This window comes from Schleiferilactobacillus shenzhenensis LY-73 (assembly GCF_000469325.1).
Classification (GTDB): Bacteria; Bacillota; Bacilli; order Lactobacillales; family Lactobacillaceae; genus Schleiferilactobacillus; species Schleiferilactobacillus shenzhenensis.
Map to the genome: position 1 here is coordinate 30,094 of NZ_KI271595.1, position 9,040 is coordinate 39,133.

5 protein-coding genes are annotated in these 9,040 nt (G+C 57.6%); all 5 read right to left on the reverse strand.

Going from position 1 to position 9,040, the window contains the following annotated elements; all coding sequences use genetic code 11:
* Positions 1 to 146 precede the first annotated feature (146 nt).
* The 5 genes from L248_RS10110 to glgB all read right to left on the reverse strand — a co-directional run bounded on the left by L248_RS10110 (position 147) and on the right by glgB (position 8,519).
* The gene (locus L248_RS10110) at positions 147 to 2,543 is read right to left on the reverse strand and encodes a glycogen/starch/alpha-glucan phosphorylase (RefSeq protein WP_022530113.1); all 2,397 of its coding nucleotides are present in this window, start codon (positions 2,541 to 2,543) and stop codon (positions 147 to 149) included.
* 63 nt (positions 2,544 to 2,606) lie between these two features.
* The gene (gene glgA, locus L248_RS10115; protein WP_051999997.1) at positions 2,607 to 4,088 is read right to left on the reverse strand and encodes a glycogen synthase GlgA; all 1,482 of its coding nucleotides are present in this window, start codon (positions 4,086 to 4,088) and stop codon (positions 2,607 to 2,609) included.
* Between the two features lie 146 nt (positions 4,089 to 4,234).
* Entirely contained in the window at positions 4,235 to 5,404 is a 1,170-nt protein-coding gene (gene glgD, locus L248_RS10120) for a glucose-1-phosphate adenylyltransferase subunit GlgD (RefSeq protein ID WP_022530115.1), read from the reverse strand.
* A 1-nt stretch (position 5,405) separates the two neighbouring features.
* On the reverse strand, positions 5,406 to 6,551 hold the full coding sequence (locus L248_RS10125; RefSeq protein WP_022530116.1) for a glucose-1-phosphate adenylyltransferase: 1,146 nt from the start codon (positions 6,549 to 6,551) through the stop codon (positions 5,406 to 5,408).
* A gap of 12 nt (positions 6,552 to 6,563) precedes the next feature.
* On the reverse strand, positions 6,564 to 8,519 hold the full coding sequence (gene glgB, locus L248_RS10130; RefSeq protein WP_022530117.1) for a 1,4-alpha-glucan branching protein GlgB: 1,956 nt from the start codon (positions 8,517 to 8,519) through the stop codon (positions 6,564 to 6,566).
* Between the last annotated feature and the right edge of the window lie 521 nt (positions 8,520 to 9,040).

Sequence of the window (9,040 nt, forward strand, 5' to 3'; positions counted from 1 at the left end):
CTCCCGTGCCACAAGGCGGACGCGCGCAGCGCAACGCCGTATCGGCCCAAATCGCCGGGTCTTGCGAACCATATCTTGTATACACAAAAAGCGCAAAGCCGCGAATGGCTTTGCGCTTTTCTGCCTGAATTGCCCAACGCGGAGAATCAGTTCACCAGCTGGTCCCGGGTCAGGTGCCAGATGTCGTCGCCGTAGCGGGCGATGGTCAGGTCGGAGGAGAATTGACCGGACTTGGCGATGTTGATCGCCGCCATCTGGTACCACCGCTCCGGGTCTTGGTACAGCCCGGTGATGCGGTCCTGGGCCTTGGCGTAACTCTCGTAGTCCGCTAAGACGTAGTACTCGTCGTTGTATTGCAGCAGGGAATTGTAGATGTCCCGCCCTTCCCGGCCGATGTTCGGAATCGTGCCGTCGATGAGGGCGTTGACCACTTTCTGCAAATGCTTGTCGCCGTCGAAGATGGCTTGGGACGAGTAGTTCGTGTACGCCTGGACTTGGGCGGCGGTCATGCCGAAGATGACGATGTTGTCTTGACCCACGGCATCGGCGATCTCGATGTTGGCCCCGTCCATGGTGGCCAGGGTAATGGCCCCGTTCGCCATCAGCTTCATGTTGCTGGTGCCGGAGGCTTCCTTGCCGGCGAGAGAAATCTGCTCGGAGACGTCGGCGGCGGGAATGATGTCCTCGGCTTCGGACACGCCGTAGTTCGGCACGAAGACGATGCGCAGCTGGTCGCCCACATCGGGATCGTTGTTGATCAGGTTGGCCAGTTCGTTGATCATCTTGATGATTTCTTTGGCGTAGTAGTAACTCGGGGCGGCCTTGGCGCCGAAGATATGCACCCGGGGGACGGCCAGGTCCTTGCCGGCCTTGATCTGCTGGTACTCGTCGATGATGTACAGCGCATGCAGCAGCTGCCGTTTGTAGGCGTGGAGCCGTTTGATCTGAACATCGAACAGAGCGTGGTCCGGGTCCACGGCGATATTGAGGTGGGTGCGGATCCGTTTAGCCAACGCGCGCTTATTTTTCACCTTGACCTCGCGCAGTTTCTTCAAGAACGTCGGGTCGTTGGCAAAGGACTGGACGCCGATGATGTCCAGCGGGCGGTGCTTCCAATCGCCGTTGACATCCGAATCCAGCAGCTTGGTCAGCGGCGGATTGGCGATTTGGATCCAGCGGCGCATGGTGACGCCGTTGGTCTTGTTATTGAACTTCTCCGGATAGATCCGGTACAGGTCCTTCAGCACATCGGTCTCCAAGAGCTCCGTGTGCAGCTTGGCGACTCCGTTCACAGAATGACTGCCGATGACAGCCAGGTACGCCATGCGCACAGTCCCGTTGCCCAGGGGTGCGCAGCGGTTGACGCGGTCATCGCCGTAGACCGGTACCTGCATCGCCCGGAAGCGGCGGTCGATTTCTTGAATAATCTGGTAGATCCGGGGAACGGTCTGGGCGACCATGTCTTCCGGCCAGGTCTCCAGCGATTCGGCCAAGAGCGTGTGGTTGGTGTAGGACATGACCTTCGTGGTCAGGGCCCAGGCCTGGTCCCAGCTCATGAACTCTTCGTCCATGAGGATGCGCATCAGTTCCGGGATGGCCATTGCCGGATGGGTGTCGTTGATGTGGATGGCGACAGTCAAGTCCATGTGGTTCAAGTTGCGGTGGTGCTTGCGGTAGTGGCGGACGATGCTTTGCACCCCGGCCGATACCAGGAAGTATTCTTGCTTCAACCGCAGGAGCCGGCCGGCGTAATTGGAGTCATCCGGATACAGAATTTCGGTGATTTCGTTGACGTTCTGCTTTTCTTGCAGTGTGTAAGTCCGGCTGGGATCAGTGGGCAGTTCGGCACTCCAGAGGCGGAAGGTGTTGACCGTATGGTTATGGTAGCCGACAATGCCCGTATCATAGGGCACCGCCAGCACGTCGGTGGTGTTCTCGTAGTGCGGCACCAGCCGGCCGAAGACGTCTTCGGCCATCCAGACGTTGCCGCCGAAGCGGACCAGACAGGCGCGGTTCTCCCGCCGGACTTCCCAGGCGTTGCCCCCGCGCAGCCAGTCGTCCGGCATCTCGACTTGGAAGCCATTCTCGAAAGTCTGGCGGAACAAGCCGTACTGGTAGCGAATGCCATTGCCGTTCAAGGCCATGTGCAGCGCCGCAGCGCTGTCCAGAAAGGCAGAGCCCAAGCGGCCTAGACCGCCGTTGCCCAAGCCCGGATCGGGTTCGGCATCGACGATTTTCTCCACGTCCAGCCCCATTTCCAGCAAGCCGGTCATCACGACATCGGACAAACCCAGGTTCAACAGGTTCGTTTGCAGCATGCGGCCCGGCAAAAACTCGATGGCGAAGTAATAGGCTTCCTTGACCCGGTCATTTTCGTACCGCTGCCGGGTCTCTTTGAGATTCGGCGCGTACATTTCCCGCAATAAGTAAGCCAGCGCGGTGAACTGCTGGTGGGCATCGGAGTCCTTGATGTCTTCGGCGTACAGCCGGAGGATCATATCCTTAAAATCTTGTTTAAATTCATCAACTGTTAATGTGGCCAAAAGTAACCCCCCAATATAGCAAGCGCCGGCCACGATTGTGGTGGTCGGCGCGCGGTGGCAATATCATTTTTGCATCAGAAGCGAATTGTACAAGTCAATGTACTGTTGTGACGCATTGGTCCAAGAGAAGTTCTCCGCCATCGCATTCTGCTGCAGCTGAGCGTAGCTCTTGGGCTTGTTGATGAAGACATCATACGCGTATTTCAGCATATCTTCCAGTACATCCGGCCGGTAGTCGTCGAAGGAGAAACCAGTCCCCTCCCCGGTATATTCATTGAAGGGCTGCACGGAATCCCGCAGTCCGCCGGTAGCGTGAACGATGGGAATCGTCCCGTAGCGCATGGCCATCATCTGGGCCAGCCCCGACGGTTCGGTAGCCGAAGGCATCAAGAAGTAATCCCCGCCGGCATACATTTGCTGGGCGAGTTTGGCATCGAAGCGGATCTGGGCAGAAAAGGCACCCGGATACCGGTACGACACGCGTTTGAAGGCTTCTTCCAAGTCGTAATCCCCAGTGCCAAGAATGATGAACTGGCAGTTGTGCTCCAACTGGAAGCGGTCAACGACGTCCACGAGCAGGTCGGCGCCCTTTTGCCGGGTCAGCCGGGAGACCATGACGAAGAGCGGTTCGTCCGTTTGCGGCAGACCGACTTCTTTTTGCAGCGCCCGCTTATCCTGTTTCTTCCCGCTTAAATCAGCCGCCGTGTAGTGGGCGGGGATGTTGGCATCCGTAGCCGGATCGTAAAGCTCCGTGTCAATCCCGTTGAGGATGCCGGACAGCTTCCAGGCATTCCAGCGGAGCACGCCGTCGAGGCCGTGGCCAAAGTTCGGCGTCTTGATTTCTTCCGCATAGGACGGCGACACCGTGTTCACGCGGTCGGCAAAGTTGATACCGCCCATGAGCAGGTTAACGCCGCCGTTCTGGTTGAAGCCCATGGCGTTGAAGTACTGGCGGCCAATGGCAAAAACGGAGTCCAAAATGACCGGATCATACTGGCCCTGGAACTCGATGTTGTGGATGGTCAAAACCGTGCGGATGTTACGCAACGGTTCGATCCAGCTGAACTTGTCGTGGAGCAGGACCGGAATGAAGGCGGTCTGCCAATCGTTGACGTGGATAACGTTGGGAATGAAATCGACGAACTGCAGCATCTGCAGCACCGCCATGTCAAAGAAGCCGAAGCGTTCGCCATCATCCCAGTACCCGTACAACCCGTCGCGGCCGAAGTACTGAAGGTTGTCGATGAAGTAGTACTGGACCTCGCCCAGTTTCAGGGTGAGGATGCCGCAGTACTTGTCTTGCCAGCCGACGCGGACGGTGATACTGCCCAGAAACTGCAACTGGCGCTGGTATTCAGCAGGCATGAGGTTACTGTAATACGGCAAAACGACGCGAATATCTACGCCGTGTTTGGCCAAGGCCTTAGGCAAGGCATAGGCCACGTCACCCAGGCCGCCGGTCTTGAAAAACGGCGCCCCTTCACTGGCGGCAAACAGCACTTTTTCTGGTGCCGGCGAATTGGCTGGTGCCGCAGCTGCGGTCACTGGCCGAGCGTCCTGATCCGGCCGTGTCTCCGGCGCTGCCGGCCGCTTGTCCCGGGCCAGCTTCGGGTCCGCCGAAATCGGTGCAGCCGGAGCTTTGGCCGTTGTCCGGCCAGGAATCGGAAAACGTCTTTGTGTCCGTTTCTGAGTCACGATTGCAGCACCTCTTCCGCGGCACTTTGGTCCAGAATGGTGGTGCCTTTCTTCAATACGATCGGAGCTTCAGCGGTACCGACGAGTTGGACATCAGGGCCGACGACGCAGCCCTTGTCCATGATCACGTACTCGACGTGGGCGCCGTTACCGATGCGCGAGCCCTGCATCACGATGCTGTGCAGGACTTGGGCGTCGTGGTCCACGTAGACGTTGCGGAACAGGACGCTATCCCGCAGCTTGCCGTAGACCCGGCCGCCAGTCCCCAGCAAGGAACTGAGCACGTCGGCTTCGGGCGCGAAGTACGTGGGCGCCTCGTTCTTGTTCTTGGTGTAGATGGCCCGCTGGCTGAACAGCAGGGAGTGGAACTTTTCTTCGTCCAGCATGTCCATATTGGCTTGGAAGTAGCTGGGAATGTCGTGGACGGTGGCGCAGTAGCCGGTGTATTCGAAGGCGTTGGCCTGGGCGGTGGTGATCTCTTGGTGGATCAGCTCGGGCAGGCGAATGAACTTGCCGGAATTCTGCACCCGGCTGAGCAGTTCGATCAGGTAATCCGTCCGGGTCAGGTACATCTGCATACTGATGGGCTTGGTGTGGTTCGACTTTCTCTCGGCCACATCCTTGCTGGCCGCGAAGTCCGTGACCTCATTGTCCGCGTCCAGCACGAAGGCTTCCTGCTCCGGATTGGCACTGGCCGTGGGCACACTGCGGTACACGGCGGTAATGGGGTTAGGCGATGCTTGGTGGAAGTGGAGCAGCGCACTGACGTCAATGTTCGAGACGTTGCGGGCGCCGGTGATGAAGACGTACTCGCTCTTCGACTTGATCAGGAAGGTCAAGTAGTTGTCGTAGTAGCGGTGCACGTTCGCCGGGTCGTCGTAGTCCCGGGTGGCGACGTAGGGGAAGGTGAAGACGCCGCCGGTAATCGTGTCTAGATCCCAAGCTTGGCCGGAGCGGACGTGGTCTTCCACACTGCGGGACGACTTGGGGAGAAAGATGCCGACGGTGCGGATGTCGGCGTTGCTGATGGCAGAAAGCGGGAAGTCGACCAGCCGGTAGCGGCCAGCGAAGGGCATGGTGCCCACCGGCCGTTCGTCCGTCAGCGGTGCCAGCGCCGCGCTGGGTTCATTCAAGTCAATGATGGCGCACATATCTTGTTTACGCATGTTAGTCGTCCTCCTCCATTCTGCCCAGTACTTCTTGGAAACCAACCACGGCGATGTCGTCCGGGGTGCCGACGACTTGGCCGCCGTCCCCGATGACGGCGCGTTCGCCGACGATGGCGTGATCAATGAGTACATTCTTGCCGATGACGGCGTTGGGCATGATCATACTGTCGCGAATAACGGAACCGGTGCCCACCTTGACGTTTTGGGAGAGGATCGAGTGGTCGACCTCGCCGGCCACGTAGCAGCCGTCGACGATCATCGACCGGTGGACCTTGGCGGTACTGGTCACAAACATGGGCGGCAGGGCATCGTTACGGGAATAGATGCGCCAGCTGCGGTCGTCGATATCCAGCGGATTGTCCGGCTCCAGGAATTCCATGTTGGCCTGCCAGAGACTCTGAATGGTCCCCACATCTTTCCAGTAGCCGTGGAAGGCATACGCATAAGTGGGCTCGTTGTGGCTCAAGTACGCCGGAATGACGTCTTTACCGAAGTCCTCCATGCGGCCGTCGGTGCTGTAACTATCCACCAGGTATTTCTTCAAGGTCTGCCAATTGAAGATGTAAATGCCCATACTGGCCAAGTTGCTCTTGGGGTGCTTGGGCTTTTCTTCAAACTGAATGATCCGGTTGGTCTCGTCCGTGTTCATAATGCCGAAGCGGGTCGCTTCCTGCATCGTGACGGGCAGCACGCCCACGGTCAAAGACGCGTGCTGGGCCTTGTGATACGCCAGCATGGCCTCGTAGTCCATCTTGTAAATGTGGTCCCCCGAAAGGATCAGCACGTACTTGGGCGAGTAAAGATCGATGTAGGCAATATTTTGATAAATGGCGTGGGCGGTCCCTAAGAACCACTTTTCGCCTTCACTTGAGGCATACGGCTGGAGCACCGTGACCCCGGCGTTCTTTTCTGCCAGTCCCCAGCTGGCCCCATTTTGAATATGGGCATTCAGTTCCAAAGGCTGGTACTGGGTCACCACCCCGACGGTATTAACGCCGGAATTCGAACAATTGCTCAAGGCAAAGTCGATGATCCGGTAGCGCCCGCCAAACGGTACCGCGGGCTTCGCCGTGAACCGGGTCAGTTTCCCCAGCCGCGTGCCTTGCCCGCCGGCAAGAATCATCGCAAGCATTTCTGTACTCATTGATTGCGGAAGTTAAACTTCCTTCTCTCCCTTCGTTCCATTACTCCGTGGTGCGGCAGCGGTCGCTGGCGTGATGCGGACCGGCTTCAAAATCAAGGCACTCATGGCCGGTAAGATCACGTTGACGGCGTCCGGTTCCCCTTTGTAGGCTTCGCCGATGGTCATCAGCTTAGTCTGCGGCGTAGTCCACGTACCGCCATATTTTTTCATTTCAGTGTTCAATAATTCGGTATATTCCCCTGCGAACGGCACCGGTACCCGGTACGGCGATTTCTGGATCGGCTCCAAGTTGAAGACGAAGACGAGAAAGTCAGCCGGATCCTGGCTGCGGCGAACAAAACTAATTGTCCCGCTCTGGGGATCATCAGCGTTCGTAATCTGAATCCCCTGGGGCTCGTGGTCCAGCTGCCAGAACGCCGGATCACCCAGGTACAAATGGTTCAGGTGGGCGGTGAAGTCTTGCATGGCGTGGTTCATGGGATCTTGCAGGTCGCGCCATTCCAGTTGGCTCCAGAAGCGCCATTCCAGGAACTGGCCCCACTCGCTGCCCATGAACAGTAATTTCTTCCCCGGATGGGCCATCAGCCAGACGAACATGGTGCGCAGGTTCGCGAACTGATTGTAGCGGTCGCCGGGCATCTTGTGCATCAACGATTTCTTCCCGTGGACGACTTCATCGTGAGAAAACGGGAGGATGAATTGTTCGTCGTTCATGTACATGAAACTAAAGGTGAGCAGATTCATGTGGTCCCGCCGGTACAGCGGGTCCATCTCGAAGAACTTGAGGGTATCGTTCATCCAGCCCATGTTCCACTTGTAGTTGAACCCTAAGCCGCCGGTGTTCACCGGCCCGGTGACGTGCGGAAAGGCGCTGGCTTCCTCGGCAATCATCAAGACATCCGGATGGAACTTGAAAATCTCGGTGTTCAGCTTCCGAATGAAGGCCAGGCCTTCGAGGTTGCTGTTGTTGCCGTACTTGTTGAGGGTACCTTCCTTGCCGGCATCGTAATCCAGATACAGCATGTTCGAGACCGCGTCTACCCGGATACCGTCCAGGTGGCACTCCCGCAGCCAGTACTGGGCGCTGGAGATCAGGAAGCTTTGCACCTGGGCCTTGCCCAGATCGAAGTTCCAGGTGCCCCAGCGGACGTTGTTGGCCCGGTTGGGATCGGCGTACTCGTAAGTGGGCGTGCCGTCGTACATGGCCAAGGCATCCATGTTGCGGATGAAGTGGCCGGGTACCCAGTCCATGATGACACCGATGTTGGCTTGGTGGAACTTGTCCACCATGGTGAGAAATTCCACCAGAGAGCCAAACCGGCTGGTGGGTGCAAAATACCCCATCAGCTGATAGCCCCAGGAGGCGTCCAGCAAGTGTTCCATCAGCGGCATGAATTCCACGTGGGTGTACCCCAGCTGGTGCAAGTATGGAATCATTCGGTCAGCCAGTTCGGGATAGGTCAGGTACGTCCCATCCTCGTGCCGCTGCCAAGAACCGAAATGAACCTCGTAGATATTGAGCGGCTCATGATACGGTTTGGTCGCCCGGCGCTGGGTCAGCCAAGTATCGTCATGCCACTGAAAGTCCGGTCGATCCAGCACGATGGCCGCATCGCCGGGTTTATGTTCATACCCGAGCGCGTACGGATCGATCTTCACGGCCTCCTGCCCGTCGGCCTGGGTAACGACCACTTTGTACAGGTCATTGATTTGACACTGGTCGGTCTCCCCGACCCACCAGCCGGTCTTTTTCAGACGCTGCAGTGTCAGTGTGGGTGACCAATCAGTCCATTCACCCATGATCGCCACACCCTGCGCATGGGGTGCCCAGACGGTAAAGCGGAAGGTCGGCTGATCGGCCTGGACCCGCCGACAGCCTAAGACCTCATAGCTTTGGTAATACGTGCCGGTGTTGAAGAGATACGCACGTTTTTCTAATTCCGACAGATTTGATTGCACACCGCCCATCCTTTCTCCATGCTCATTACAGCACAGCTTGTTCAGCGCGAGAAGTCAATTTTCATCCCTTGTTATGTTCCCAATTTCAATTATACAAAGAAAGCCGGGGGAACGTGTGGGAAACGGCTTATCAATTTTGGTACGTACCAATATGCTGTGTTCTGGTTGGGTCGCAAACGGGAAGTTTTCCCACTTGAATAAATTCCCACCGGTATGGGGGGCGTCAATTTGGGCAAAAACATTTGTCCGGATGCATGAGCAGCCCAGAATGGGGGACGCGTACCAATTAAGTGTAACAAACTGGACTGGGTGTTGTGAAGAAATCGGCATATGGGTGGCTGTTTTCCGCTGCACCGGGGGACTATGGACTGCGCAGGTTGGGAGGCAGGTTAGTTTCTGGTGTTGACCCGGGTGACTCCGGGCTCCGCAGATTGGGGGCTGGAACGCCGTGGGCACGTGACAAAACTTGCCTGGACGCCGTGCCAAAGCTCCGCAAGCTCCGGCAAAACGGGCGGCGACGCGCAGCTAGT